Here is a 26,594-nt window from a genome sequence, read left to right as displayed (position 1 = left end):
GCCATGCTGCGGCTGATCCTCAACGTCATCTGGCTGGTGCTCTCGGGCTTCTGGCTGTTCCTCGGCTACATGGCCGCCGGGATCGTCGCCTGCCTGCTGATCGTCACCATCCCGTTCGGCATCGCCTCGTTCCGGATCGGGGTCTACGCACTGTGGCCGTTCGGCCGGGACGTCGTCCGCGACCCGTACGCCGGGGCGATGTCGATGATCGGCAACGTGCTGTGGGTCGTGCTGTTCGGCTGGTGGCTGGTCATCGGCCACATCGTCACCGCGGTCGCGCTGGCCGTCACGATCATCGGGCTGCCGCTGGCCTGGGCGAACCTCAAGCTGATCCCGGTGTCGCTGCTGCCACTCGGCGCCCGGATCGTCGACGCCGACCGCTACGTGCCCACCTCGCGCCTCATCTGACCGACCCCGGCCTGACGGGCGGCGGCCTCGACCGACTTCTCGACGGTCTGCGGGGCCTTCGGCATCAGCAGCAGCGCGATCATCGACACGACGCAGGTGCCGACGATGTACCAGCTGATCCAGGTGCTCCGCCCGGTGCTGCCGAGGATCGCCGCGGCGATCAGCGGGGCCGGTCCGCCGGCGATCACCGACGCGAGCTGGTAGCCGATGCCGGCGCCCGAGTAGCGGATGTTCGCCCCGAAGCTCTCGGCGATCAGCGCGGCCTGCGGCCCGTACTGCATGTCGTGGAACACCAGCGACACCACGATCGCGAGCAGCACGAACCCGGCCGTGCCGGTGTTGAGCAGCCCGAAGTACGGGAACGCGAACAGCGCGGTGCAGACGATCCCGATGCCGTACATCAGCCGGCGCCCGATCAGGTCGGACAGGAAGCCGAACAGCGGCACGCTGATCAGCCCGACCGCCGAGGCGACGAGCGTCGCGTTCAGGATCTGCCCGCGCGGCAGGTCGAGCGCGCGGGTCCCGTAGGTCAGCACGAACGTGATGAACAGGTAGAACGGTGCCTGCTCGGACATCCGGACGAACGCCGCGGTGAGGATCTCCCGCCACTGTCCGCGGAAGGCCTGCGCGAACGGGTTGCGCACGACCTCCTGCCGCTCGCGCACCGCCGCGAACTCCGGGCTCTCCAGCACCCGCAGCCGCACGTACAGCCCGACCGCGACGAGCACCAGGCTGACCAGGAACGGGATCCGCCAGCCCCACGTGAGGAACGCCGGGCCGGTCGCCGCCGAGGTCACGATCACGACGGCGGTCGAGAGCAGCAACCCGAGCGGGACGCCCATCTGCGGCCACGACGCCATGAACCCGCGCCGCTTGACCGAACCCCACTCCATCGCCAGCAGCACCGAGCCGCCCCACTCGCCGCCGACGGCGACGCCCTGCGCGATCCGCAGGACGGTGAGCAGGATCGGCGCCGTGACCCCGATGGCGGCGTAGGTGGGCAGCACGCCGATCAGTGCGGTGCCGATCCCCATCAGCAGCAGCGTGACGATCAGCGTGGACTTGCGGCCGATCCGGTCGCCGTAGTGCCCGAAGATCGCCGCGCCGATCGGCCGGGCGGCGAACCCGACGAACTGGGTGCCGAAGGCCAGCAGGATCCCGGTGAACTCGTTCTCGCCGGGGAAGAACAGCTGCGGGAACACCAGCGCCGCGGCCGTGCCGTAGAGGAAGAAGTCGTACCACTCGATCGTCGTGCCGACGGTCGAGGCGAAGACCGCCTTCCGCCGCTGCGAGCTCTGTAGAACCGCCTGATCCGCCATGTCGCGCCCCCCGGGCCCCGGCACCGTTGCCGCTGGGGAGCACTGTCCACCCGAATTGTTGCGCAGTGCAACTTAAGGGGTCACTGGGGGTCGGAGAGGAACTCCACGCCGGCCCGGGACAGCAGGGCCGGGTCGTGCACCCCGCAGAGCTCGCGGGCCGAGTGCATCGACAGCACCGGGATCCCGACGTCGACGGTCCGGATCCCCAGCCGGGTGGCCATGATCGGTCCGACGGTCGACCCGCAGGGCACGGTGTTGCGCGAGACGAACACCTGGTTCGGCACCTCGGCGGTGCGGCAGGCGCGCTTCCAGGCCGCCGCACCGGGGGCGTCGGTGGCGTAGCGCTGGATCGCGTTGACCTTCAGCGACGGGCCGCGGTTCGGCACCGACAGGTGGTCCGGGTCGTGCTTGTCCAGGTGGTTCGGGTGCGCGGCGTGCGTGACGTCGACCGACAGGCACCGGGACCGGGCGAAGACCGGCTGCCGGGCGTCGAACCCGCCGGCGAGCCGGGTCAGCACCGTCTCCAGCAGCGGCCCGGCGGCGCCGGTGGCGCTGTCCGACCCGATTTCCTCGTGGTCGAAGCCGACGAACACCGGCACCGTCCCCGGGTCGCGCTCCGCCGCGGCGATCAGCGCGCCGACCCCGGCGTGCACCGAGGCGAGGTTGTCCAGCCGGGGCGCGGCCAGCAGTTCGTCGTCGCGGCCGAGCGTGGCCGGCGGGGTGAGGTCGTAGGTGAACAGGTCGTGCGCGGCGACCTCGGACGGGTCCACGCCGGCGCTCCCGGCCAGGAACTCCAGCAGGTCCCCGTCGCGCGCGTCGCCGAGCCCCCAGACCGGCAGCAGGTGCCGCTGCGGGTCGAGGGTCAGGCCCTGGTTGACGCCGCGGTCGAGGTGGATGGCCAGCTGCGGGATGCGCAGCAGCGGGCGGTCGACCCGGACCGGGACGACCCGGCCGTCGTAGAGCGCGAGCCGCCCGGCCAGCCCGAGGTCCCGGTCCAGCCAGGAGTTCCACAGCGCACCGCCGTAGACCTCGACGCCGGCCTGTCGCCAGCCGGCCGTGCCGACGTCCGGGTTGGGCTTGACCTTGAAGCCGGGGGAGTCGGTGTGCGCGGCGAAGACCCGCAGCGGCCGCTCGCCGGGGGTGGCCGGCTGCGACCAGGCCAGGATCGTGCCGTCGCGCACCAGGTAGCGGCCGCCGGCACCCTCGACCCACGGCCCGTCGGCGGGCTGCTCGACGAACCCGGCCGCGGTCAGGCGGCGGACGGCCTCGGCGACGGCGTGGTACGGGGACGGGCTCACGGTCAGGAACGAGGCGAGATCACGGGCAGCGTCGGTCACGTCCGGCATCCTCTCAGTAGGAAGGAGCGCAGACGTGACCGACAGCTTCGACGTGGTGGTGGTCGGCGCGGGCTCCGCCGGGTGCGCGCTGGCCGGCCGCCTGGCCGGGCGCGGCGTCCGGACCGCGCTGGTCGAGGCGGGCGGCGCCGTGCCCCCGGGGGACACCCCGATCGCCTCGCTCGCCGCCACGGCGCCGGGACACGCCCTGAACTGGGCGTACCCCGTCGCGCTGGCCCGGGGCCGGGAGGGCACCGTCCCGCGCGGCCGGGCGCTCGGCGGGTCGAGCGCGATCAACGGCGGCTACTTCGTCCGCGCGGTGCCCGCCGACTTCGCCGGCTGGGCGGTCCCGGGATGGTCCTACGACGACGTCCTGCCGTACTTCCGGCGCCTGGAGGACGATCTCGACCTCGGGTCCGACACCGCACGGCACGGTGACCGCGGACCGTTGCGGATCTCCCGGCCCGCCGGCCGGCTGCGTGCCCCGGCGACCGACCCGTTCCTCGCCGCGTGCGCCGCGCTCGGGTACCCGTCCGAGCCGGACAAGAACGCGGGCGGACCACCCGGGGCGGGACCGGTCCCGACCAACGCCGTCGACGGGCAGCGGGTCAGCGCGGCCGTCGCCTACCTCCCGCCGCCGTGGGGCCGGGCGGCCCCGCTGGACACCCTGACCGTCCACAGTGACCTGCTGGTGGACTCCCTGGTGCTCGAGGGCGGCCGGGTCGCCGGGGTGCGGGCCGGGGACGTCGAGCTGCACGCCGAGGAGACCGTGCTCGCCGCGGGCGCGGTCGGCACCCCGGCGCTGCTGCAGCGCTCCGGGATCGGCCCGCCGGACACGCTGCGTGCGGCCGGTGTCGTCGTCCGGCACGAGCTCCCCGGCGTGGGGCGTGGCTGGTCGGACCACCCGTCGGTCTACCTGCCGCTGCGCAGCGGGCTGCCCGCCCCGCACCCGGACGCCGTCGCCGGGCAGGCCTCCCTGAACTGGGACTCCGGCACCGATCCCGCCGGTGACCTGGAGGTCCTGCTCTTCGCCCGGCCGTTCGCGCCGGGCGGGCCGGAGCACCTGATGTGCGCGCTGCAGCGCCCGGACAGCCGCGGGACGCTCGAGATCGTCTCGCCGGATCCCGCCGCGTCGCCGCGACTGGACTACCGCTACCTGCGCACGGTCTCCGACCGGCACCGGATGCGCGCCGCGGTGCGGGTGGGTGCCGAGGTCCTGCGGGCGGCGCGATGGCGCCGCGCCGAGGGCGGTCCGGACGGCTCCGTCCTGGGCAACGACACCCGGCTCGACGAGTGGATCCAGGCCCGGCTGACGACCTCGGTGCACCTGTCGGGCAGTGCGGCGATGGGGAACGGCCCGGACGCCGTCGTCGACGCCGGGCTGCGCGTGCACGGACTGTCCGGCCTGCGCGTCGCCGACACCTCGGTGCTGCCCACCGTGCCGCGCCGCGGACCGGCCGCGACCGCGATCATGCTGGGCGAGCGGACCGCCGACCTGGTATCCGGGCAGGGGTGAAACCCCTGGCCCGCAACCGGTCACCGGCGTACGGTCCTCGCGTGATCCGGGCGGCGACAGCCGTGGACGCCGCGGCGATGCGGGCGATCGAGCGGGCGGCCGGTGAGCCGTACCGCGAGATTGGGCTGGCCGTCGTCGCCGACGACGACCCGCCCCCCACCGCCGTGCTGGTCGCCTTCGCGGCGGCCGGGCGCGCGTTCGTCGACGAGCGAGCCGGCGAGCCGGTCGGGTACCTGCTGACCGAGATCGTCGACGGCTGCGCGCACGTCGAGCAGGTCTCGGTGCTGCCCGCGCTGCGCGGCCGCCGGATCGGGGCCGGGCTCGTCGAGCACCTGGCCGGCTGGGCCCGGGACCACCGGCTGCCCGCGCTGACCCTGACCACCTACCGGGACGTGCCCTGGAACGGGCCGTACTACGTCCGGCTCGGCTTCCGGGAGCTGGTCGAGCTCACCCCCGGGCTGCGCGCGATCCGGGCGGCCGAGGCCTGCCGGGGTCTGGACGTCTGGCCGCGCCTGGCGATGCGCCGGGACCTGACCTGAGGCGGCTGCGCCGCCCGTGAGTACTTTTCGGGGCTCTGGCCACGAAAAGTACTCACGGGCGCGCAGCGCCTAAGGTCGCCGCCATGACGAGCGCGGACAACCCGTTCCTGACCCCGAGCGCGCTGCCGTTCGGGCTGCCCGACACCACCCGGATCACCGACGCGCACTACCTGCCGGCGTTCGAGGCCGGCATGGCGCAGCAGCGCGACGAGGTCGCGGCCGTCGTCGCGGCGGGGGAGCCGACGTTCGAGAACACGGTCGTGGCGCTGGAGCGTTCCGGCGCGGTGCTGGACCGGGTGTCGCGGCTGTTCTTCACCCGGGTCTCCGCGGACACCTCGCCGGCGGTGCAGGAGATCGAGGCCGAGGTCGCCCCGAAGCTCGCCGCGCACGCCGACGCGATCTCCCTCGACCCCGGCCTGTTCGCCCGGGTCGACGCGCTGCACACCCGCCGGCACGAGCTCGGCCTCGACGCGGAGTCGCTGCGGCTGCTCGAGCGCCACCACCGGGACATGGTGCGGGCCGGGGCGCGGCTGCCCGCCGCCGAGCAGGACCGGCTGCGCGCGCTCAACGAGGAGCTCTCGGCGCTGTCCACCGAGTTCGGCCGGAAGCTGCTGGCGGGGGCGAACGGCGCCGCGGTGCACGTGACCGACCCGGCCCGCCTCGACGGCCTGTCCGCCGACGCGATCTCCGCCGCGGCGGCCGCGGCCACCGACCGCGGGTACGACGGCGGCTACCTGCTGACCTTCGTCCTGCCGACCGCGCAGCCGGTCCTGGCCTCGCTCACCGACCGCTCCCTGCGTGAGCAGGTGTACCGCGCCTCGGTCTCGCGCGGTCTGGGCGGCGAGCACGACACCCGCGACGTCGTGCTGCGGATCGTGACGCTGCGCGCGGAGCGGGCCCGGCTGCTGGGGTACCCCGACCACGCGTCCTACGTGATCGGCGCGGCCGACGGCGGCTCCGGGGTCAGCACGGCCGGCACGGCGGAGGCCGCGGGGCAGATGCTGGCGGGCCTGGTCCCCGCGGCGACGGCGAACGCCGACCGGGAGGCCGCCGAGCTGGCCGGGCTCGCGGGCGGGGAGATCGAGCCGTGGGACTGGGCGTTCCACGCCGAGCGCTACCGCCGGGAGCACTACGCGGTCGACGACGCCGCGCTGCGCCCGTACCTGGAGCTGGAACGGGTGCTGCACGACGGCGTCTTCCGGGCCGCCGGGCTGCTCTACGGCATCACGCTGACCGAGCGGCACGACCTGCCCGCCTACCACCCGGACGTCCGTTTCTGGGAGGTGCGCGACGACGACGGTGAGGTGCTCGGTCTGTTCGGCACCGACCTCTGGGCGCGGGTGTCCAAGCGCGGTGGCGCGTGGATGAACGCGCTGGTGTCGCAGTCGTCGCTGCTGGGCACGGCGCCGGTCGTGATGAACACGCTCAACCTGGTCAAGCCGGCCGCGGGGGAGCCGGCGCTGCTCACCCTCGACGAGGTGCGCACGCTGTTCCACGAGTTCGGGCACGCCCTGCACGGGCTGTTCTCCCGGGTCCGCTACCCGACGTTCTCCGGCACCTCGGTGCCGCGCGACTTCGTCGAGTTCCCCAGCCAGGTCAACGAGATGTGGCTGGAGGACCCGCAGATCCTCTCCTCGTTCGCCCGCCACCACGCCACCGGCGAACCGCTCCCGCCCGAGATGCTGACCGCGGCGCTCGCCGCCCGCGGCTACGGCGAGGGCTTCGCGACCACCGAGTACCTGGCCGCGTCCCTGCTCGACCAGGCATGGCACCGGCTCTCGCCGGAGGAGGCGGCGGCGGTGACCGACGTCGCCGCGTTCGAGCAGCAGGCACTGGAGGCCGCCGGGATCGCGCACCCGCAGGTCCCGCCGCGCTACCGGACGACCTACTTCAACCACGTGTTCGGCAGCGGCTACGCGGCCGCCTACTACTCCTACATCTGGGCCGAGGTGCTCGACGCCGACACCGTGGCCTGGTTCGGCGAGCACGGCGGGCTGCACCGGGACAACGGCGACCGGTTCCGCGCCGAGCTGCTGTCCCGCGGGGGCGCGGTCGACCCGATGGAGGCCTACCGGTCGTTCCGCGGGCGGGACCCGGAGATCGGCCCGCTGCTGGAGCGGCGCGGGCTCACCAGCACGACCTGAGACACGACCGCCCGCCGTCGTCCGATGGGGAGCGCCGGACGACGGCGGGCGGTGCGGGCCTTCGGGTCAGGAGTACTGGCGCATCCAGGCGACCCGCATCTCCGAGGGCTGCACCGGGCTGCCGTTCGGGAAGTAGTCGAGCTGGATGGTGGCGTGCATCGGCCCCGGCGGGAGGGTGGCCGGGTCCTCGGAGCGGAACCACTCCTCGCCGTTGATGTAGCCGATGATCGCGTTCGGCGTCCACTCGACGGCGTAGTTGTTCCACTGCGTGATGTCGATCCGGCGGGTCGACTGCACCTGCCGGTTGTCGTCGCCGTAGTGCAGGAAGAACGACACGTCGTCGCTGGCGCTGGTGGTCTCGGCGAAGTCGACCTCGCCGCCGCGCGGCCAGGGGATCTCGCTGGGCCAGAGGATCAGCACCGGGTGGTATTGGACGTCGCCGGCCGGGAACTGGGCCCGCATCTCCCACTTGCCGTACATCTGCGGGGTGCCCCAGGAGACGCCGCCGGTGTTGCCCTGCGAGTCGCCCCGGATGACCAGGTTGCCGTTCTCGACCGAAACGGCGTCCGGGGTGCGGCGGCCCTGGCCGTCGTGCCCCTCGCTGTCGTAGGCCGACCAGTTCCCGCCGAGCGAGCTGCCGGGGAACTCGTCCCCGCCGGCCGCCTGCCAGCCACGCTGCAGCGCGGCCTGGATGCCGTCGCCGGGGTTCTGCGGGGCGCCACCACCACCGCCCGTGGAGCGCGGGGCCGGGGCGTCGCCGGACGGCGCGTCCCCGGATCCGGAGCCCCGCTCGGCCCGCTCCCGGGCGGCCTCGGCGGCGGCCAGCGCCGGCCCGATCTGCCCGGCGGCACCCTCGGCGGCGTCCCCGAGCGCGTTCGCGCCGCCGTTGCCGATGGCCGGGTTGGTCGCGAGGGTGTTCTCCGAGGAGGACCGCCGGGACGAGTCGTCGACGAGCGCGGCGTCCAGCGACGGGTCCTCGGCGCCCGGCTGCAGCAGGGTGAACACCATCGCGGCGGCCAGCACCGCGGCCACACCGACGCCCAGCGGCGCGAAGCGGCGCAGCCGGGAACGACCGGCGGGAGCGGAGCGGTCGACCGCGACCAGCGAGGAGTCCGTGTCGTGCAGGTCGGCGAGCGCGCCGCCGGAGGTCTCGACGGCGGCGTGCCGCCCGGTCCCGGTCACCGGGCCGGCGTCGAACGAGTCCCCGCCGGCGAAGTCGTCCTCTGCGGACCAGGCGCGGTGCCGGCCGGAGGCGGACACGCCCTCCTCCTGCAACAGGACCGCGGCAGGAACGGCAGCGGACGCGTCGCGCCCGGCCCGGGAGGACGGCACAGAGGGGGAGCTGTGCTCTGCGGCGACCCGCTCGACCGGCTCCCGGGTGTCGAGCCGATCCACCGCAGCGGAACTCTTCCGTCGCATGGAGCAAGACTCTAGGTAAGGTGACCTAGGGTGAACACCCCTGCTGAGAACGGTGGTCGCTCCCGGGCGCTAACAGGTAGATCATGTGCGCCCACAGACGAAATCGGACCTTTCGAGGGGTTGTCTTACGCCGAACGGAGCAGCCGATTTCTCAAGGTAACTCTAATAGACCAGTAGTGTCGGGTGAATCGCACCGTTAGTCGATTGTGACCGGCTCCAGGTCGCGACAGTGTGGACACGATGCTCTCGCACGCTCCCCTCGAAGGCCACCACGCACCGTGAACGGCCGCGCCGCTCCCGCCCCGACCCTCCCCATCCCCGTGCCCCGTCATCCCGCACCGCCGCTGACCGTGCTCCTCGCGCTGCCGTCGTCGGCGACCTCGGTCTCCTTCGCGCGCGGGCTGCGCCACGACCTCGCCGCCGAGGGGGTCGATCTCGTCGCCGTCGGCGACGGCATCGAGCTGCTCGACTCCGTCCGTGCCGGTCGCGGCGACCTGCTGGTGCTCGACATGGAGCTCCCCGGGCCGGACCCGTCGGTGCTCGTCGGGGCGGTGCAGGCCGAGTCCCCGTCGACGCCGCTGATCGCGGTCGTCCCGCGCGAGCGCCGGGCCGGCATCCTCACCCTGCTCCGCGGTGACCGGGACGACTTCCTGATGCGCCCCTTCATGCCCGACGAGCTCGCGGCCCGGATCCGGCTTCGGCTGCGGGCCGCGGCCGGGCTGCCCGCGCCGACCGTGCTCGGGCACGGCGGGCTGGCGGTGGACGCCGACGCCGGCCAGGTCTTCGTCGACGGCCACCGGGTCGCGCTCTCGCCGACCGAGTACGCCCTGCTGCTCGCCCTGGTCGAGCGGGCCGGAGAGGTCGTCACGCACGGCGAGCTCGCCGGCCGGGCCTGGTCCGAGCCGGTGTCGGCGAACCTCGTGCAGGTCTACATCTCCTACCTGCGGCGCAAGATCGGGTCCGAGCGCATCCGGACCGTCCGCGGGGCGGGCTATCAGCTGGAGGGGTGACCGGGCCGGCCCGGGAACGACGCGGCGGCGTCGAGCAGCAGGTCGTTCTCCGGCGGGTGGCTGATCGAGACCCGCACGCCGTCCGGCTGGAACGGCCGCACGATCACCTTGCGCTCCAGGCAGTGCGCGGCGAACTCGGCGGCACGGTCACCGAGCGGCAGCCAGACGAAGTTGGACTGGGTCTCCGGCACCGGATAGCCCTCGCCGCGCAGGGTCGCGGCGACCCGGTCCCGCTCGGCGACGAGGTCGGCGCACCCGGCGAGGATCTCGTCGCGGTGCTCCAGGGCGGCGATCGCGCCGGCCTGGGCGACCACGCTCACGCTGAACGGCGGGCACACCTTCCGCAGCGCCGTGGCCACCTCCTCGGACGCCAGCGCGTACCCGACCCGCAGCCCCGCCAGCCGGTAGGCCTTGGAGAAGGTCCGCAGCACCACCAGGTTCGGGTGCTCGTCGAGCAGCGGGCGTCCGGAGACCGCGTCCGGGTCGGTGACGTACTCGGCGTAGGCCTCGTCGAGGACGATCAGCACGTCCGGCGGGACGGCGGCCAGGAAGCGGGCGAACTCCTCACGGTGCACCGCCGGCCCTGTCGGGTTGTTCGGGCTGCACACGAACACCAGCCGGGTCCGCTCCGTGATCGCGGCGGCCATCGCGTCCAGGTCGTGCCGGTGGTCATCGGTCAGACCGACGGTGCGGGCCTGCGCCCCGCCGATGTGGGTGACGATCGGGTAGGCCTCGAACGAGCGCCAGGCGAAGAGCACCTCGTCGCCGGGGCCCAGGCAGGTGATGTTGACGAGCTGCTGGCAGATCGTCACCGAGCCGCAGCCGACGGCGACGCGCTCCGGGGCGATCTGCTGGAACCCGGCGATCCGTCCGATCAGCTCGACGGCCGCGAGATCGGGGTAACGGTTGGCGCCCGCGGCGGCCCGGGCGACCGCCTCCAGCACCGGCGGCGCGGGCGGGTCCGCGACCTCGTTGCTGGCCAGCTTGATCGCCCCGGGGATCGCGCGGCCCGGTACGTACGCGGGCAGGGTGTCCAGATCGGGACGGATCGGTGTCATACCGGCAACCGTAACCGTCAGGAGTCGAAACGCGGGCCGACGCTCTGGTTGAGTGAACCCATGACCGGGACCCGGACCGAGGCCGTTCCGCTGACCGACGGTGGTGAGCTTCCGCTGACCGTCGCCGAGCCCGACGGGCCCGTCCGCGGTGGGGTCGTCGTGCTGCACGAGGCGCGCGGCGTGACCGACTCGGTGGTGGGGCTGCTGACCGGGCTGGCGGCCGACGGCCTGCTCGCCGTCGCCCCGCACCTCTACCACCGCCGTGGCACCGACGATCCCGCTGGCACCGACGCCGAGGTGGCCGAGCGGGTCGGCGGGCTCCGGCTCGACGAGGTGATGGACGACTGCGACACCGCGTTCGGCTGGCTGGCCGACACCGGGCTCCCGTCCGACCTGATGGGGGTCCTCGGGTTCGACCTCGGCGGCACGGTGGCGTTGCAGGTGGCGGCGAACCGGACGCTCGGTGCCGCGGTCACGGTCGCCGGGCAGGGCATCGAGCACTCGCCGTCGCCGAGCGTGCCGGCGCTGGTCGAGACCGCGCCGGAGCTGACCTGCCCGTGGCTGGGGATCTACTCCGAGGGCGACAGCGCCGCCGTCGGACGGCTGCGGGACGCGGCGGCGAAGTCGGAGGTCGCGACCGACGTCGTCGTGTACCCGAGCACCGGATACCGCTTCGACGACGACCCGGACGCCGCCGCCGAGGCCTGGGAGCGCGTCCTGAACTGGTTCGACTCACACCTGCGCTGAGCACACCGCGCCCCTCGCCGGTGTGGTGTCCGACCACTGGTGCGCGGCATGCAGGTTCGGGGAAGCTGGCCCCTATGACGTCAGTGCAGACCGTGACCGATCCGGACACCCCCGAGGTGGTGTGGCGGCCCGATCCCGAGAAGCTGCCGGACACCGAGATCGCCGCCTTCGCCCGCTGGGTCCGGGACGAGCGCGGCGCGCCGGTCACCGATGTCACCGACTACGCCCAGCTGCACGACTGGTCGGTGCGGGACTCCGACGGCTTCTGGGCGGCCGTCGCCGAGTACTGCGGGGTGATCTTCCACGACCGGCCGACCGCGACGCTGGGTTCGCGGGACATGCCGGGCGCGGAGTGGTTCCCGGGCTCGACGCTGAACTACGCCGAGCACGTCCTGACCCCGGGGCCGGGCCGGGCCGACGACGACGTCGCCGTCGAGTTCGCACGCGAGGACGGCCTCGAGCGCACCGTCACGCACGCCGAGCTGCGCGAGCAGGTCGCCCGCGCCCGCGCCGGGCTGGTCCGGGCCGGGGTCGGCGAGGGGGACCGGGTCGTCGCGCTCGCGCCGAACTCTCCCGAGACCCTGGTCGCGTTCCTGGCGACGGCGAGCCTGGGCGCGATCTGGTCGTCGTGCTCACCGGACTTCGGCGCGCGGGCGGTGCACGACCGGTTCGCCCAGATCGAGCCGACGGTGCTGGTGGCCGTCGACGGGTACCGCTACAACGGCAAGGGCTTCGACGTCCGGAAGAACGTGGCGGTGCTGCAGGAGCAGATGCCGTCGCTGCGCCAGACCGTCCTCGTGCCCTACCTGGACCCGGACGCGACGCTGGACAACACGACGTCGTGGGCGGAGTTCACCGCGGAGTCCGCCCCGCTGGAGTTCACCGCCGTCGGGTTCGACCACCCGCTGTGGGTGCTCTACTCGTCGGGCACGACGGGCCTGCCGAAGGGCATCGTGCACGGCCACGGCGGCATCGTGCTCGAACACCTCAAGGCGATGCGCCTGCAGCACGGCCTCGGGCCGGGGGACCGGTTCTTCTGGTTCACCACGACCGGCTGGATGATGTGGAACTTCCTGGCCGGCGGGTTGATGGCCGGGGCGACGATCGTGATGTTCGACGGCAGCCCGGGCCACCCCGACCTGAACGCGCTGTGGGCGCTGGCGGCGAAGCACCGGGTGAAGCTGTTCGGGGTGTCGGCACCGTTCGTGCAGTCCTGCCTCAAGGCCGGCCTGCGCCCCGGCGACGACCACGACCTGTCCGCCATGGAGGCGCTCGGCTCCACCGGCGCGCCGCTGTCGTCCGACGGGTTCCGCTGGATCGCCGACGCCGCGGGCAGCCACATCCAGATCTGCTCGGTGTCCGGCGGGACCGACGTCTGCGCGGCCTTCCTGAGCTCGGCCCCGACCGTGCCGGTGTGGCTCGGTGAGCTGTCCTGCGCCGCGCTGGGCGCGGACGTGCGGTCCTTCGCCGAGGACGGCACCGACCTGCTCGACGACGTCGGCGAGCTGATCATCACCAACCCGACGCCGTCGATGCCGGTGATGTTCTGGAACGACCCGGACGGCACCCGGCTGCGCGAGTCCTACTTCGAGGACTTCCCGGGTCACTGGCGGCACGGCGACTGGGTGCGGCGCACCCCGCGCGGCTCGTACGTGATCTACGGCCGGTCGGACTCGACGCTCAACCGCGGCGGGGTCCGGATGGGGACCGCGGACTTCTACTCGGTGGTGGAGAACTTCGCCGGCGTCGCCGACTCGCTGGTGATCGACACCACCGCGCTGGGAGCCCGGGAGGAGGGGGCGCTGCTCTGCTTCCTCGTGCTCGACGACGGCGTGACCCTCGAGCAGGTCGAGCCGGACCTGCGGAGGGCGCTGCGTTCGGAGCTCTCGCCGCGGCACGTGCCGGACCGGTTCGTCGTCGTCGACGCGGTTCCCCGGACGCTCAACGGCAAGAAGCTCGAGGTCCCGGTGAAGAAGATCCTCTCCGGCGTCGCGCCGGAGAAGGCGGTCAGTGCCGGGGCGCTGCAGAACCCGGACGCGCTCACCCCGTTCGTGGAGTGGGCCCGGTAGCCCGCGCGGGCCCCCCGGTCGATCGTCGGCCGGGGGGCCGTGTACTGTTCTCCTCGCTGGTGGCCGTGAGGCACCGGGGAGGCTTCGCCTAGTCTGGTCTATGGCGCCGCACTGCTAATGCGGTTTGGGGTAACCCCCCATCCCGGGTTCAAATCCCGGAGCCTCCGCACCGGCGCGACGGGGTCGACACGAACCGGCGAGCCGACAACTGGATAGTTCACGCGCCCGTAGCTCAACGGATAGAGCATCTGACTACGGATCAGAAGGTTAGGGGTTCGAATCCCTTCGGGCGCACAAGACACGGAATCGAGCCCCGACCGGCAGTTGCGGTCGGGGCTCGATTCTTTTCCCGCTCTCCTGCCTCCCGTGCCTGGTCCGTGTGCTGAGATCGATCACGGGGGTGGCAGTCCTGTGGACGATGAGTACGACCTGATCTGTGTCGGCTCCGGGATCGGCGGCTGCGCGGCGGCCGCCGTGGCCGCCGACGCCGGAGCGCGCGCACTCGTGATCGAGCGGGCCGACGTCGTCGGTGGAGTCACGGCGGTCTCCGGCGGACAGATCTGGGTCCCGGGCAACCGGTGGGCCCGGGAACTCGGGATCGCCGACTCCGCCGAGAACGGCGCCCGCTACATCGACGGGGTGGCCCGCGGCCACAACGACCCGGACCGGACCCGCGCGCTGCTCGGCGCGGCCGGGGAGGCGATCGAGTTCTTCACCGGGCGGGGCCTGGCCCTCCGGGTCATCCGTGGCCTGCCCGACTACTACTTCCCCGACGCGGCCCACTCCGTGCCGGACGGCCGCTATCTCGACCCCGTCCCGCTGCCGGCGAGCGCGCTCGGCGACTGGGCCGGCCGCCTCCGGCGCACCGCGGTGTGGAGCATGGGCGGCGGCCTCGGACCCGGTACCGGCGACGACGGACCGTCCGATCCCGTGCTGACGACCGGGCAGGCCCTGGCGGCCTACTTCCTCCGGGCGGCACTCGACGCCGGCGCGCAGGTCATGACCGGGGCGACGGCGACGGGCCTCCTGACCGGCGACGGCGGCGTCACCGGGGTCGTTCTCGACGACGGCCGGGAGATCAACTCTCGTGCCGGCGTGGTCCTGGCGACGGGCGCCTACGACCGCGACCCGGACCTCGTCCACCGGTTCGAGGGCGTGCTCGACGACCACGGCACCGGCGCGCCGCCGGGGATCATGGGGGACCACCTCCGGATGGCCGCCCCGCTCGGCGCGTCGATCTGGTCGCTCCCGGCGGCCCGGAACACCGTGCAGGTGGGCTTCCCGACCGGTGGGACCGACGAGGCGGGCGAGGCCCGCTACCGCACCCACTGGGTGATGCACCCGCACGAGATCATCGTGAACTCCCGCGGCGAGCGGTTCGCCGACGAGAGCTTCTACCCGGCGATCAACGCCGCGCTCCAGCAGCTCGACGGGGCGTCCCAACGTCTGTCGAACTGGCCCGCGTGGCTGGTCTTCGACCAGGACCTCGCCGAGCGCGGAGTGGTGGAGGTCGACCCGGAGCGGGTCGTCAGCGCGCCGTCGGTCCTGGAGCTCGCGCGGACCGCCGGTATCGGCGAGGCCGGCCTCGCGTCCACAGTGGCTCGGTACAACGACGCCTGTGCCCGGGGCCGCGACGACGCCTTCGGTCGCGGGGAGCGTCCTTGGTCGGTGGCGATGAGCCGGATGGCCACGGGCGGCGGGCCCGGGAACCCGATGCTGGGGCCGATCGCGCGACCGCCCTTCCACGCCGCCCGGCTGGCCCGGGTCCAGGCGGGGCTGGGATCGGCCGGGCTCGAGGTGGACGGCTCGGCGCGCGTCGTCACCTGGGTGGGCGAGGCGATCCCCGGGCTCTACGCCGCGGGCAACGCGACCGCACGCAACGACATGGGCTTCTCCGCGCAGAGTGGGACGTCGAACCTCCGGGGGCTCGTCCAGGGCTACCTGGCCGGGCGTGACGCCGCCCGCCGCCTGGCGGGCACCTGACCGCGGACGTCATCCGAGGAGGGTGATGCCCGATGCCGCCCCCGGCGGCACGGTCTCCGGCGTGCCCCTCCCACCACCGATCGTCGGACGCAGGCTGGCCGCGGCGGGCGCGCTGCTCGCCCTGCTCGCGGCGGTGGTCACGGTCCTGACGTTCCTTCGGGACCCGCTGGCGACGGCGCTCGCGCTGGTCCTCGTCGTCGTCGCGGTGGTCGCGGGCTGGGACGCGCTCGTCCACCGCGGCGGCCGGCGGATCCTCGCGGCCGCGACGGCGGGCGCGGCGCTCCTGGTGGCGCTCGCGGTCCTGCTGGTCACCGGCTCGGTGCTGCGGCTGGTGACCGTCCTCGTGCTGGCCGCCGTCGCGACCGCCGCGGCCCGGGCGGCGATCGGCCGTGATCTGGCGCCGGTGCCCGTCTCGTCGACGGCCGTGGGCCCGGCGGGGGCGGGGGTGCTGATCGTGAACCCGCGGTCGGGCGGCGGGAAGGCCGACCGGTACGGCCTGGTGGGGCTCGCCTCGAGCCGCGGTGTCCGGCCGGTGGTCCTCGAGCCGGGGGACGACCTGCGCGCACTCGCCGAGGAGGCGGTGGCCGGCGGGGCCGACGTGATCGGGATGGCCGGCGGCGACGGCTCCCAGGCGCTGGTCGCCGACGTCGCCCGACGGCACGACGTCGCCCACGTGTGCGTTCCCGCCGGTACCCGCAACCACTTCGCGCTCGACCTGGGGCTGGACCGGGACGACGTCGTCGCCGCGCTGGACGCCTTCGGACCGGCCGTCGAGCGCCGGGTCGACCTCGCGCTGCTCCGCAACCGCGCCGGCGACCGCGTGTTCGTCAACAACGCCTCGCTCGGGGTGTACGCCACGGTCGTACGTTCCGGTGCCTACCGCGACGCGAAGCTGGCGACCACCGCGTCGGCGCTGCCCGAGCTGCTGGGGCCCGGGGCGCCGCGGCCCGACCTGCGCTTCACCGGCGCCGACGGTGTGCCGGTGCACTCCGCCGACGTCCTGCTCGTGTCGAACGGCGCCTACCGGCTGAACCGGCTCGACGGCTTCGGCACCCGCGAGCGTGTCGACGGCGGTCTCCTCGGCGTCGTCACGGTGACGGTCGACCGCGCCCGGGACCTTCCCGCCGTGCGCACGGCCGAGGCGCGTGGCCGGATCGGGCTCCTGCACGGCTACCGGGAATGGACGACGCGCGAGTTCGAGGTGGGCTCCGCCGAGCGGACCCTCGCCGTCGCGCTCGACGGGGAGGCGCTGCGGCTGGCCCCACCGCTGCGGTTCCGGTCGCTGCCCGGGGCGCTCCGCGTCCGGATCCCGGTCGGCGCCCCGGGCGTCGCGCCCGCGGCGCGCGCACCGGCCGGTCTGTGGAGCGGGGTCACCGCCCTGATGCGGGTGCTGGGCGGTCGGCCGGCGCGGTGACGAGCCGCACGCCACCGCCTCACACGCCGGCCTCCGCCACGATCCGGCCGTCGGAGATCGCGCCGAGCAGCGCGCGGTGGTCCCGCTCGTTCCGGTCGGCGCAGGTCGTCGCGAACCTGACCATGGCCTGGTCGAAGGCCGTCCCGGACCCGAGGTAGGACGCGATGGCCACGCAGTCGCCGGAGCGGGCGTGCGCGCGGGCCAGCGTGCTGCCGCACAGATCGGCGTACACCCGCATGCCGCGCGGGACCATCGCCTCGACCTCGACCGATCCCTTCCAGTCCCGGAGCTGGCGGACGTAGAAGTCGCGGGTCACGCCGTCGATCCCGGGCTGCCGCTGCCAGCCGAGGAAGATGTCGCCGACCGCCTGCATCAGCCGCTGGCCCTCGACCACCCGGCGTCCGGCCGAGTCCTGCGGTGCCGGCCCGAGGTAGCGCTCCAGCACCGACGGACCGGCCTCCTTGGCCTGCAGGAACAGCGGGTCGCGGGAGTCGCGGCCGAGCAGCAGCAGCATCCACGAGCGGGTGCCGACGCTGCCCACCCCGACGACCTTCCGGGCGATGTCGACGAGCCGGTACCCGTCGAGCAGGAACCGGCGGTCGGCCGGGAGCGTGTCCCGGTAGTCCCGCAGCAGTCCGCGCAGTGCGGCCTCCTGGCTGGTGTCCCCGGGCAGGAGGTCGCGCAGCGGGACGATCAGCGGCGGGGCAGCCGCGAGCCGGAGCTCCCCGCCGTCGCCGGTGGTGAACCGGTGCAGCGCCCCGATGTTGTCCCGGCTCCGCGACCGGGCCACCCCGCGTTCGACGCGCGTGCGGCGCCGGCCCAGGTCGCGGGCGTAGCGGGCGCGGATCTCCTCGGCGTCGGCCCGGGTGTACCAGACGTCGAGGGTGGTCATCGCGGCGAACCGGCGCATCGCGAGCCGGTAGGACCGGGCCGCGACCGCGACCGTGGCGCGTCGGTCCCGCCCCCGGAACCCGCGCTCCCGCCCGGCGATCTCCAGGCTCGCGACGAGCCGCTTCACGTCCCACTCCCACGGGCCGCGCAGCGTCTCGTCGAAGTCGTTGAGGTCGAACACCAGACGCCGCTCGGGCGAGGCGAAGAAGCCGAAGTTGGACAGGTGCGCGTCGCCGCAGAGCTGGACCGTGAACCCCGAGACGGGTGTGCCGGCCAGGTCGTGGGCCATCACCGCGGCCGCCCCCCGGTAGAAGCTCAGCGGCGAGACCGCCATCCGTCCGTACCGGATCGGCAGGAGCTCCGGGACGCGGCCGGCGTCGTCGGCGGTGAGCAGGGCGAGCGCGTCCCGGTCCGTCCCGACCTCGGCGTGCGCGCTGCGCGGCGCCTCCTTCCGGGCCGCCCGGCCGCGCTCGGTGCGTTCCCGCACCGTGCCCCGCGCGGGCCCCGGCGCGCCGGTCACCGGGCCTCCTGGTGGTGACCCGGACCGGCCGGGGTCGGCGAGGCGGCGGACCCGGCCGCGGCGGCCCGGGACACCGCCGCCGACAGCTGCCGCCCGCCCCCGGCCAGTGCCCGCCGCCACGGCGGGACCCCGTCGATCTCGATCTCCAGCGAGAAGCTCAGGAACGTCCGGATCAGCACGATCAGCCCGAGCACCGCCACGTTCTCCCACGTCGGTTCGACGGCGACGGTCCGGACGAGGTCGGCGGCCACCAGGATCTCGAGGCCGAGCAGCAGCGCCCCGCCGAACGTCTCGCGCAGGCTCCGGTAGGCGGTGTGGCCGCTGCCTGTGCGCCACCAGACCCGGCCCGACAGCGCGGCCGCGAGCACCAGGCCCAGCACGAGCACCGCCGCGGCGACCACCTCGAACACGGTCGCGACGTGCTCCATCCCCACTGCGACCGTCATGGCCGAGCGGCGCGGCCCGCCGGCACGCCCAGGGTGTGCGTGGTCGATGCGGCGGCCGCGGCGTAGTCGATGGTGTGCGGCCGCCCTGGCCGGTGCGCGGCGAAGATCGCGATCATGATGCTGAGCCCGGCGAAGACCGTGAGCACGACGGAGCCGGCCGAGAACCCGGCGGCGAGCGCGTCACCAGGTGCCGCGCCGCGCGCCGCCCGGGCCGAGATCACGTTCCCGTAGACACCGGCGGCGACCGCCGTCATGACCGCACCGCCGACGTAGCGGGCCATGTTGGAGATCCCGGACGCCTGCCCGACCTGCTCGGCGGTGACGCACGAGGTCGAGATCGACGACGCCGGCCCGTTGGTCAGCGAGAGCCCGGCGGCGACGCACAGCAGCGGGACGAGGAACGTGCCGTAGGTCCACGACGGCGTGACCAGGGTGAGCAGGGCGAAGCCGGCGGTCAGCACGACGAACCCGCCGAGGACGGCCGTCCGGGTGCCGAACCGGTGCGCCAGCGGAGTGACCAGCGGCGCCAGCACGATCACCACCGCGGCCAGCGGCAGCATGGCGAGGCCGGCGAGCAGGCTGGAGAGCCCGAGCGTGGCCGGGTCCTGCAGGTACAGGCTGAGCATGAAGCTGAGCGCGGCGATCGCCCCGGCCCCGACGAAGATCACCCACGTGGCGGCGACGAGCCGGGTGTTGCGCAGCAGCCTCAGGTCGACCAGCGGGGACGCCACCCGCCGCTCGACGGCGACGAAACCGACCGCGGCCACCACCGTCAGGACCAGGCAGGCCGTCGTGGGCACCGAGAGCCATCCCCAGCTCGGCCCCTCGGTCATGGCGAACACGAACGGCACGAGGACGCAGGCGATCAGCGCCGTGCCGGCCAGGTCGATCGTCGGCGCCCGGTTCGGGTCGCGGGACTCGGCGACCGTGCGCACCGTGAGCGGGATGCAGGCCGCCGCGACGACGGCGTCGATCCAGAACAGCCCCTGCCATCCGGTGAGCTCGTTCAGGACACCCCCGAGCACCGGGCCGCCCGCCGCGCCGGCCGCGGCCGCCGCGCCCCACAGGCTGACCGCGCGCATCTGGGCCCGGCCCGACGAGGCGACCGAGAGCAGGCTCAGCCCGCAGGCGAGGATCGTGGCCCCGGCCGCGCCCTGGATCAGCCGGCCGAGCACGACCATCCAGCCGCTCCCGGCCAGCGCGATCAGCACGCACGAGATCACGAACAGCGCCAGCCCGGCCACGAAGACACGGCGGCGGCCGAAGACGTCGCCCAGCGCACCCGAGGTCACGATCACGGCGGCACCGACGAGCAGGTACCCGGTCACCGCCCACTGCAGCACGTCCACTCCGACACCGAGGTCGGCGCTGATCGAGGGCAGCAGGATGCTCACCGCCGAGGTGTTGGCGTTCACCACCAGCGTCGACACGCAGGCGGCGGTCATCACGCCCAGCCCCGGACGGCGACCGGCGTCGTCCGGGCCACCGCTCGTCCGGGCGCCGGCCGCGCCGTCGTCCGTCGTCATCGCTCGGCCGTCGTCATCGCGGAGCCGTCGTCGTCACAGAGCCCTCCCGGGTCGCCGGCGGTCGCAGCGAGGCGATGGTCTCCCGCCGACCGCGGCCGGGCCTCACTCGTGGAGGGCGAGACGCCGCGCCGAGGGGCACGTGGGGGTCGTGGGCGGAAGGGCGAGACGCCGCGCTGCTGCACCCCTCAGGGGCCGGACGGCCCGGCGCGGGACTCTAGGGTGGGGGCGGGGGTGGACATGCAGCTGTTCGGGCGACGAGCGGAGACCGGAGCCCTCGACCGGCTGCTGGTCCGGGCGGCCGGCGGCGCCGGTTCCGGGCTGGTGCTGTGGGGCGAGCCGGGGGTCGGCAAGACCGCCCTGCTCGAGTACGCGGTGGGGGCCGCGCCCGATGCCACCGTGCTGCGGTGCCGGGGCACGCGGATGGAGGCCGGGCTGGCGTTCGCGGCGCTGCACGAGCTGCTGTGGCCCGTGACGGATCGCCTGGAGGCCCTGCCCGGCCCGCAGGCCGCGGCGCTGCGTGGTGCGCTGGGGCTGAGCCGGGACACGGCCAACCGCTTCCTCATCGGCGCGGCCGTGCTGTCGCTGCTCTCGGGCCTGGCCCGGGAACGACCGGTGCTCGTGGTGGTGGACGACGCCCAGTGGGTCGACGAGGCGACCGCGCACTGCCTGGGCTTCCTGGCCCGGCGGGTCGCGACCGAGGCGGTCGCGGTCCTGCTCACCGGTCACGAGGATCCCGCCTCGGGCCCCTGGGAGGGGTTGCCGGCACTGGAGGTCGTGGGCCTCGCCGACGACGACGCCCGCTCGCTCGTCGCCACCGTTGCGCCGGACGCCGACCCGGGCCTGGTCGAGGACACGATCCGTGCGGCGGGGGGCAACCCGCTGGCGTTGCACGAGCTGCCCACCCTCGACCGGGAGGCCGGCGACGAGACCCTCCTGCCGTCCGGGGACCCGGTGCCGGTGGGGCCCCGGTTGCGACGGGCGTTCTGCGCACGGGTCGATGCCATGACGCCACCGGCCCGGGCGTTGCTGCTCCTGGCCGCCGCCGAGGACCGGGGCGACCGCGACGTCGTGCACCGTGCCGGGGCCGGCTGGGGTGTCGACCGGCGCACCTGGGACGAGGCCCTGCGTTCCGGGTTGCTCGAGGTCTCGGGTTCCCGCGTGGAGTTCCGGCACCCGCTGATCCCGGCGGCCGTCTACGACGGCGCGCCCTTCCTGGACCGGCAGGTCGCGCACCGGGCACTGGCCGCCGCCCTGCCGCCCGATGCCGTCGAGGAACGGGCCTGGCACCTGGCGGCCGCCGCGGACGGTCCGGACGAGGCGGTCGCCGTGCTGCTCGAGCGCGCGGCCGAGCAGTGCCTGCGGCGCAGTGCGGGGCCGACGGCGGCCCGGACGCTGCGGCGGGCGGCCGAGCTGTCCCCGGTGCCGTCCGACGCCGCGCGCCGGCTGGCCGCCGCCGCCCGCGCCGCGTGGGACGCCGGTCGCGCGCAGGAGGCGCGACAGCTGCTCGACGACGCCGAGCGCCGGGACGACGAGGCCGCCGTCGCCCGGTGGAGCGGCGGGCTGCGCGGGATCCTCGAGTTCGTCCACGGCCGGCCGGAGCGTGCCCAGCGCTACCTGGTCTGCGACATGGCCGCCGTCCCGGACGCCCGCGGAGCGGTGGAGCTGGGCGCGGTGGCGGTCCGCGCCGCCTGGTCGGCCGGCCGGCCCGATCTCCAGCAGGAGGCGCTGCGGCGGCTGCTGGACGTCGACGCCGGCGACGACCGGTCCCTGGCGGAGCTGCTGCCCGCCCTGCGGGGCTGGTGGGCCTGCTACGACGAGACCGGCGAGCTCACCCCGGTCGCCCCGGACGGGGCCGGGGACCTCGTCGCCCGGCTCGGGGCGGCGGCGTGGAGCCTGCTGCCACCGGTGCCGCTGGCCCAGGCCTGGGGGATCGAGGGACCGCTGGCCGACGTGCTCCGCGTGCAGGCCGCCCAGCTGCGGCGCCGGCACGAGCTCGCCGCGCTGGCGATGGTGCTGTCCCAGACCGCGGTCCTCGATCTCTTCGCCGGCCGGTGGGGTGAGGCCGAGGCCGGGGCCGCCGAAGGTCTCCGGCTGGCCGGCGAGGTGGGCGCCGACCACGTCGTCACCCAGTGCCGCACGTCCCTCGCGTGTCTGGCCGCGGCGCGTGGCGACGACCGCACCGTCCACGAGCACACCACCCGGACCCTGCAGGTCTCGGTCCCGCGCGGGGTGCGGGCGCTCAGCGCGGCGGCGTACTGGCACCGCGGCCGGGCCGCGCTGTTCGACGGGCGCCCGCAGGAGGCACTGGAGCACCTGCTGCCGATCACCGACGCCGGCCACGAGGCCGCCCATCCCACCGGCGCGCTGTCGGCCGCCGCGGACACCGTCGAGGCCGCGGTGCAGGTCGGGAGCGCCGAGGTCGCCGAGGCCGGGGCCGCCATGGTGGCGTCGTGGGCGCAGCGCACGGGTGCCACCTGGGCCCGGGCGACCGCCCACCGGCTCCGCGCCCTCGTCGGCGGTGGGATCGAGGCGGAGGCGGAGTACCGGGCTGCCCTCGACGTGCCGGGTGCGACGGACCAGCCGCTGGAGCACGCCCGCACGCGGCTGCTGTACGGCGAATGGCTGCGGCGGGCCCGCCGCCGGGCCGACGCCCGGCTCCAGCTCGCCGGGGCCGCGGAGGTCTTCGAGCGGCTGGGCGCGGAACCCCTGCGGGAACGGGCGCTCCGCGAGCAGGCACTGGCCGAGGGGCCGACCGCCCGACGGGAGCCCGGTCCGCCGGGCCGGGCCGGGCTGACCGCGCAGGAGCTACGGGTCGCGCGGCTCGCCGCGGACGGCCTGACCAACCGGGAGATCGCGGCCCAGCTGCTGATCAGTCCCCGCACGGTCGGCCATCACCTGGCCAACGTCTACCCCAAGCTGGGCATCGACTCCCGCGCCACGCTCGCCCGGATCGACTTCGCGGGCGACCTGCGGCTGGGCGGGGCCGCGCCGGGCCGGTGACAGGTCCCGGCCGTCCGCGGATGACCGATTGCGTGCCCGATCCGGCCGCGCCCGGTTCTCCGTAAGGTCGGTCGCGACCACCGTCGGCGCCGTCCCGATCGACGGCCCGCCGCCGCGACGACCACGGAGTGGGCTGCGACGTGAACCACGGGCACGCACTCGAGTTCGGTGTGCGGCTGCCGGCCACGGGATCCGACCCCGAGCGGTCCGTCCGCTGGGCCCGCTCGGCCGAGGACCTGGGTCTCGACCTCGTCGTCGCCGGTGACCGGCCGGATCTCCCCGCCCCGGAGGCGTGGACGCTGCTGTCCTGGATCGCCGGCGTCACCACCCGGGTCCGGCTGACCACCGGCGGGCACGACGACACCGCCCGGAACCCGGCGATGCTGGCCCGGGCGGTCGCGGGCCTCGACCACCTCAGCGGGGGCCGGGTCGAGCTCGGCCTCACGGCCGGGGGCGCCGCCTGCGAGACCCTCGACGTGGTCGAGGAGCTGTGGAACGTCCTGGACGGCGGGCTCGCCCGCGTGCAGGGCGACCGGCACCGGCTCGCCGGGGCGCAGAAGGCCGCGCCCGCGCACGAGGTGCCGGTCACGGTGGGCGGACCGGACCCGACCGACCCCGGCCTGGCGCGGCTGGCGGGTGCCCGGGCCGACGGCTGGTCGGTGCCCCTGACGACCACCGAGGATCTCGCCGCGGGGATGCGCCTGGTCGACCGGGCGGCCCGGGACGCCGGCCGCGACCCGCGCGAGATCCGCCGGTGGATCACCGTGCAGCGGCGGGCCGGGCGGCGGACCGTCGAGGCCTGGGCGACCGAGCTGCGGGAGCTCGTCGTCGAGCACGGGGTGGGCACGATCGTGCTCGACACCGACGACCACGACACCCTGGTCCGGTTCGCCCGCGAGGTGGTCCCGGCCGTGCGCGCGGGCGCCGGCGCGGCGTTCCCGCGGGGCGCGGCCGGGGTCCGGGTGCGGCGCTCGTCCGTGCTCGCCCGGCGCCGTCCCGGCATCGACTACGACGGCGTCCCCGCCGGGCTGGCCGCGGTCGTCGAACCGGGCGACCTCGGCTACGCGCGGCTGCGGTCGGGCTACCTGCGCGGCGGGTCCCCGGGCATCGTCCTGCAGGCGGCGACGACCGGGCAGGTGGTGAAGGCCCTGGGGTTCGCCCGTCGCCACCCGGACCTCCCGCTGTCCCGGCGCAGCGCCGGGCACGGCGTCTCCGGCCGTTCCACCAACGACGGCGGCATCGTCATCGACGTGTCACCGATGAACACGATCGAGGTGCTCGACGAGGCGACCCGCCGGGTGCGCATCGGTCCGGGCGCGCGCTGGACCGACGTCGCGACCGCGCTGGCCCCGCACGGCTGGGCGATCAGCTCGGGCGACTACGGCGGCGTCGGCGTCGGCGGGCTGGCCACGGCGGGCGGCCTCGGCTACCTGGCCCGCGCGCACGGGCTCACGATCGACCACCTGCGCGCGGTGGAGATGGTGCTCGCCGACGGCGAGGTGGTGCGCTGCAGCGAGCAGGAGAACCCCGACCTGTTCTGGGCCGTCCGCGGCGCCGGGGCCAACTTCGGGATCGTGACGTCGTTCGAGTTCGAGGCCGACGTCGTCGGCCCGGTGGCGTTCGCCGCGCTCACCCAGGACGCCCGGGACACCGCGCGCTACCTCGTCGAGTGGGGCCGGTTCGTCGAGAACTCCCCACGCGACCTCACGAGCTTCCTCATCGTGCCGCCGTCGCGCCGCGGACGGTCGACACTGGCGATCTCCCGCACCGTGATCGACTCCGGGGACCCGGACACGGTGCTGGCCCGGCTCGAGCCGCTGGCGGCGATCTCACCGATGTACGAGCAGGACGTGACCGTCACCACCTACGCCGACATCATGGGAGGGGCGAGCGACGACGCCCCGGTCTCCCGCGGCGAGCCGATCTCGCGCAGCGGGCTCCTGCGGCACGTCACCCCCGAGTTCGCGTCGGTCGCGAGCCGTGTGCTGCGCAGCGGTGACGTGCACTGGTTCCAGCTGCGATCGGTCGGCGGCGCGGTCGCCGACGTCGACCCGGACGCCACCGCCTACGCCCACCGGGAGGCGAACTTCTCGCTGGTCGTGATGGGCGCCGACGCCGACGCCGTCGACGCGCAGTGGGCGCTGCTCGCCCCGTACCTCGACGGCATGTATCTCAGCTTCGAGTCGGGCCTGCGGCCCGAGCGCATCGAGCAGGCATGGCCGCCGCGGACCCTCGCCCGGCTGCGCGAGCTCAAGGCGACCTACGACCCCGACGGCGTGTTCGACGACAACTTCGCCCTCACCCCGTCCCGATCCCCGGAAGAGAGCCCGCGTTGACCGACTACGGACACGAGCTGACCTTCGGCTGCTTCGTCACCCCGGTCGCCCGCCCGCCGATGCGCCCGGTCGAGCTCTCGCTCGTCGCGGAGCGCGCCGGTCTCGACCTCGTGACGTTCCAGGACCATCCGTACCAGGCCGCGTTCACCGACGCCTGGACGCTGATGTCCTTCGTCGCCGCGCGCACCGAGCGGATCCGGATCAGCGGGAACGTGCTCAACCTGCCGCTGCGCCCGCCCGCGGTCCTCGCCCGTGCCGCCGCGGGCCTGGACCGGCTCAGCGGCGGCCGGGTCGAGATGGCGCTCGGTGCCGGGGCGTTCTGGGACGCGATCGTCGCGATGGGCGGCCGCCGGCTCGAACCGGGCCAGGCGGTGCGGGCCACCGAGGAGGCGATCGCGATCATGCGGGGGATCTGGGCGGTCGACGAGCCCGGCGTCCTCCGTGTCGACGGCGAGTTCCACCGTGTCGACGGCGCCAAGCGCGGTCCGGCCCCGGCCCACCCGGTGCCGATCCACATCGGAGCGCTCAAGCCCCGGATGCTCCGGCTGACCGGCCGGCTCGCCGACGGCTGGCTCCCGTCGCTGAACTACCTGCCGGACGGTCCGGCGTCGCTGCCCGACATGAACGCCCGCATCGACGAGGCCGCCACCGCGGCGGACCGGTCCCCGGCCGCGGTCACCCGGTCGCTCAACATCGGCGGCGAGTTCACCCGCTCCGGCACCGGGCTCTTCGCCGGGCCGCCGGAGCGGTGGGCCGAGCAGGTGGCCGGGATCGCCCTCGAGCACGGGACCTCGGGGTTCGTCCTCACCTCCGACGACCCGGGCGCGCTGGAGATCTTCGGCCGCGAGGTCGCCCCGCGGGCCCGCGAGATCGTCGCCGCCGCCCGGAAGGGCTGAGGGCGCCGGCCCGGCCGTG

19 protein-coding genes and 2 tRNA genes are annotated in these 26,594 nt (G+C 74.8%); 14 read left to right on the top strand and 7 right to left on the bottom strand.

The annotated features are described in order from the left end of the window. Positions 1–6 precede the first annotated feature (6 nt). Complete coding sequence (locus WIS52_RS11755; RefSeq protein WP_349298449.1) at positions 7–408, top strand: YccF domain-containing protein; 402 nt, start codon at positions 7–9, stop codon at positions 406–408. Here the strand turns inward: WIS52_RS11755 and WIS52_RS11750 are convergent. Beyond that, the gene (locus tag WIS52_RS11750) at positions 381–1,727 is read right to left on the bottom strand and encodes an MFS transporter (RefSeq protein ID WP_349298213.1); all 1,347 of its coding nucleotides are present in this window, start codon (positions 1,725–1,727) and stop codon (positions 381–383) included. The genes WIS52_RS11755 and WIS52_RS11750 overlap by 28 nt on opposite strands. 80 nt (positions 1,728–1,807) lie before the next feature. Continuing rightward, the gene (locus WIS52_RS11745; protein ID WP_349298212.1) at positions 1,808–3,064 is read right to left on the bottom strand and encodes a M18 family aminopeptidase; all 1,257 of its coding nucleotides are present in this window, start codon (positions 3,062–3,064) and stop codon (positions 1,808–1,810) included. Between the two features lie 34 nt (positions 3,065–3,098). Between WIS52_RS11745 and WIS52_RS11740 the strand changes: the two genes are divergently transcribed. The 3 genes from WIS52_RS11740 (at position 3,099) to WIS52_RS11730 (ending at position 7,260) form a co-directional block, all read left to right on the top strand. Then, positions 3,099–4,577, top strand: coding sequence for a GMC family oxidoreductase (locus WIS52_RS11740; RefSeq protein ID WP_349298211.1), 1,479 nt, complete (start codon positions 3,099–3,101; stop codon positions 4,575–4,577). A 41-nt stretch (positions 4,578–4,618) separates the two neighbouring features. After that, positions 4,619–5,116, top strand: coding sequence for a GNAT family N-acetyltransferase (locus tag WIS52_RS11735; RefSeq protein WP_379610565.1), 498 nt, complete (start codon positions 4,619–4,621; stop codon positions 5,114–5,116). 83 nt (positions 5,117–5,199) lie between these two features. Next, positions 5,200–7,260 carry a M3 family metallopeptidase gene (locus WIS52_RS11730; RefSeq protein ID WP_349298210.1) on the top strand — a complete coding sequence of 687 codons (2,061 nt, stop codon included), beginning with the start codon at positions 5,200–5,202 and terminating at the stop codon, positions 7,258–7,260. Positions 7,261–7,326: 66 nt separating this feature from the next. On the opposite strand, the gene WIS52_RS11725 is transcribed toward WIS52_RS11730, so the two are convergent. Continuing rightward, a complete protein-coding gene (locus tag WIS52_RS11725) occupies positions 7,327–8,679 on the bottom strand; it encodes a glycoside hydrolase family 16 protein (RefSeq protein WP_349298209.1) in 1,353 nt (450 codons plus the stop codon). 320 nt (positions 8,680–8,999) lie between these two features. Here WIS52_RS11725 and WIS52_RS11720 point away from each other — a divergent pair, with 320 nt between their 5' ends. Next, positions 9,000–9,689, top strand: a complete 690-nt coding sequence (locus tag WIS52_RS11720) for a response regulator transcription factor (protein ID WP_349298208.1) — start codon at positions 9,000–9,002, stop codon at positions 9,687–9,689. Here WIS52_RS11720 and WIS52_RS11715 read toward each other — a convergent pair. Next, on the bottom strand, positions 9,674–10,747 hold the full coding sequence (locus tag WIS52_RS11715; protein ID WP_349298207.1) for a pyridoxal phosphate-dependent aminotransferase: 1,074 nt from the start codon (positions 10,745–10,747) through the stop codon (positions 9,674–9,676). The genes WIS52_RS11720 and WIS52_RS11715 overlap by 16 nt on opposite strands. 60 nt (positions 10,748–10,807) lie before the next feature. Between WIS52_RS11715 and WIS52_RS11710 the strand changes: the two genes are divergently transcribed. The 6 genes from WIS52_RS11710 to WIS52_RS11685 all read left to right on the top strand — a co-directional run bounded on the left by WIS52_RS11710 (position 10,808) and on the right by WIS52_RS11685 (position 16,960). After that, on the top strand, positions 10,808–11,494 hold the full coding sequence (locus tag WIS52_RS11710; RefSeq protein WP_349298206.1) for a dienelactone hydrolase family protein: 687 nt from the start codon (positions 10,808–10,810) through the stop codon (positions 11,492–11,494). Between the two features lie 74 nt (positions 11,495–11,568). Beyond that, positions 11,569–13,563 (top strand): acetoacetate--CoA ligase, encoded by a 1,995-nt coding sequence (locus tag WIS52_RS11705; protein ID WP_349298205.1) that lies wholly within the window; start codon positions 11,569–11,571, stop codon positions 13,561–13,563. 77 nt (positions 13,564–13,640) lie between these two features. Further along, positions 13,641–13,730: transfer RNA gene (locus tag WIS52_RS11700), tRNA-Ser, on the top strand. Between the two features lie 54 nt (positions 13,731–13,784). Beyond that, a tRNA-Arg gene (locus tag WIS52_RS11695) sits at positions 13,785–13,857 on the top strand. A gap of 117 nt (positions 13,858–13,974) precedes the next feature. After that, positions 13,975–15,546 (top strand): FAD-dependent oxidoreductase, encoded by a 1,572-nt coding sequence (locus WIS52_RS11690; protein ID WP_349298204.1) that lies wholly within the window; start codon positions 13,975–13,977, stop codon positions 15,544–15,546. Positions 15,547–15,571: 25 nt separating this feature from the next. Further along, a complete protein-coding gene (locus WIS52_RS11685; protein ID WP_349298203.1) occupies positions 15,572–16,960 on the top strand; it encodes a diacylglycerol/lipid kinase family protein in 1,389 nt (462 codons plus the stop codon). A gap of 19 nt (positions 16,961–16,979) precedes the next feature. Here WIS52_RS11685 and WIS52_RS11680 read toward each other — a convergent pair whose 3' ends face one another. The 3 genes from WIS52_RS11680 to WIS52_RS11670 are packed head-to-tail and all read right to left on the bottom strand — an operon-like array spanning position 16,980 to position 20,343. Then, positions 16,980–18,371, bottom strand: a complete 1,392-nt coding sequence (locus WIS52_RS11680; RefSeq protein WP_349298202.1) for a DUF2252 domain-containing protein — start codon at positions 18,369–18,371, stop codon at positions 16,980–16,982. Then, entirely contained in the window at positions 18,368–18,817 is a 450-nt protein-coding gene (locus WIS52_RS11675) for a DUF1622 domain-containing protein (RefSeq protein WP_349298201.1), read from the bottom strand. Before WIS52_RS11675 ends, WIS52_RS11680 begins: the two co-directional genes overlap by 4 nt. Next, positions 18,814–20,343: an MFS transporter gene (locus WIS52_RS11670; protein ID WP_349298200.1), complete on the bottom strand. Its 1,530-nt coding sequence runs from the start codon at positions 20,341–20,343 to the stop codon at positions 18,814–18,816. The genes WIS52_RS11675 and WIS52_RS11670 overlap by 4 nt, the downstream gene beginning before the upstream one ends. A 237-nt stretch (positions 20,344–20,580) precedes the next feature. Here WIS52_RS11670 and WIS52_RS11665 point away from each other — a divergent pair, with 237 nt between their 5' ends. The 3 genes from WIS52_RS11665 (at position 20,581) to WIS52_RS11655 (ending at position 26,575) form a co-directional block, all read left to right on the top strand. Next, on the top strand, positions 20,581–23,343 hold the full coding sequence (locus WIS52_RS11665; protein WP_349298447.1) for an AAA family ATPase: 2,763 nt from the start codon (positions 20,581–20,583) through the stop codon (positions 23,341–23,343). A gap of 140 nt (positions 23,344–23,483) precedes the next feature. Further along, complete coding sequence (locus tag WIS52_RS11660; RefSeq protein ID WP_349298199.1) at positions 23,484–25,679, top strand: LLM class flavin-dependent oxidoreductase; 2,196 nt, start codon at positions 23,484–23,486, stop codon at positions 25,677–25,679. Continuing rightward, positions 25,676–26,575 carry an LLM class flavin-dependent oxidoreductase gene (locus WIS52_RS11655; RefSeq protein WP_349298198.1) on the top strand — a complete coding sequence of 300 codons (900 nt, stop codon included), beginning with the start codon at positions 25,676–25,678 and terminating at the stop codon, positions 26,573–26,575. The genes WIS52_RS11660 and WIS52_RS11655 overlap by 4 nt, the downstream gene beginning before the upstream one ends. The last annotated feature ends 19 nt before the right edge of the window (positions 26,576–26,594 follow it).

Source organism: Pseudonocardia nematodicida (assembly GCF_040105385.1).
GTDB classification, from domain to species: domain Bacteria; phylum Actinomycetota; class Actinomycetes; order Mycobacteriales; family Pseudonocardiaceae; genus Pseudonocardia; species Pseudonocardia nematodicida.
This window is presented reverse-complemented; position numbering and strand designations above follow the sequence as displayed.